This window comes from Streptomyces sp. NPDC058307 (genome assembly GCF_042880295.1).
Lineage (GTDB): Bacteria > Actinomycetota > Actinomycetes > Streptomycetales > Streptomycetaceae > Streptomyces.
Map to the genome: position 1 here is coordinate 129695 of NZ_JBHVYZ010000006.1, position 763 is coordinate 130457.

The window sequence follows — 763 nt, forward strand, 5'->3', positions numbered from 1 at the left end:
GTACGCGCAAGACCGCGGCCGCGGCGACTCCCGCGGAAGCCGCCGTGGACACGGCCGAGGCCACGGAGACCAAGCCCCGCCGCACCCGCAAGGCAGCCGCCGCGGCTCCCGCCGCCGAAGCAGCCGAAGCCGCCGTGGACACCGCGGAGGGCACGGTCACCAAGCCGCGCCGCACCCGCAAGACCGCGGCCGCGCCGACGGAGGCCGCCGCCGACACGGCGGAGGCCGTGGCGATCAAGCCCCGCCGCACCCGTAAGACCGCGACCGCGGCCACGACGCCCGCCGAGAGCGCGGTGGACACGGCCGAGGCCGCCGAGGCCAAGCCGCGCCGCACCCGCAAGGCCGCTGCCGCGACCACGACCGCCGCCGAAGCCGCCGTGGACACGGCCGAGGCCGCGGAAGCCAAGCCGCGTCGCCGCACCCGCAAGGCCGCCGAACCGGCCGTGACCGCCGAGATCCCGGCCCAGACGGTCCCGGAGGCGGAAACGGCCGAGGTGGTCAAGCCCCGGCGTACGCGGAAGACGGCGAGCACCGCGAAGGCGGCCGAGGCGGCAGTGGACACCGCGGAGGGCACGGTCACCAAGCCGCGCCGCACCCGCAAGGCCACGGCGGCCCCGGCGGAGACCGCGGCCGACACGGCGGAGACCGCGGAGGTCAAGCCGCGCCGCACCCGCAAGACCGCGGCCACCGCCGAGGTGCTCACGGACGCGGCCGAGGCCGCGGAAGCCAAGCCGCGTCGCCGCACCCGCAAGGCCGCCGAACC

The 763-nt window shown here is 78.6% G+C and carries 1 pseudogene; it reads left to right on the forward strand.

Annotation, left to right across the window (positions count from 1 at the left end):
* A pseudogene (locus ACFVYN_RS07100) lies at positions 1-763 on the forward strand (DEAD/DEAH box helicase); the annotation flags it as partial.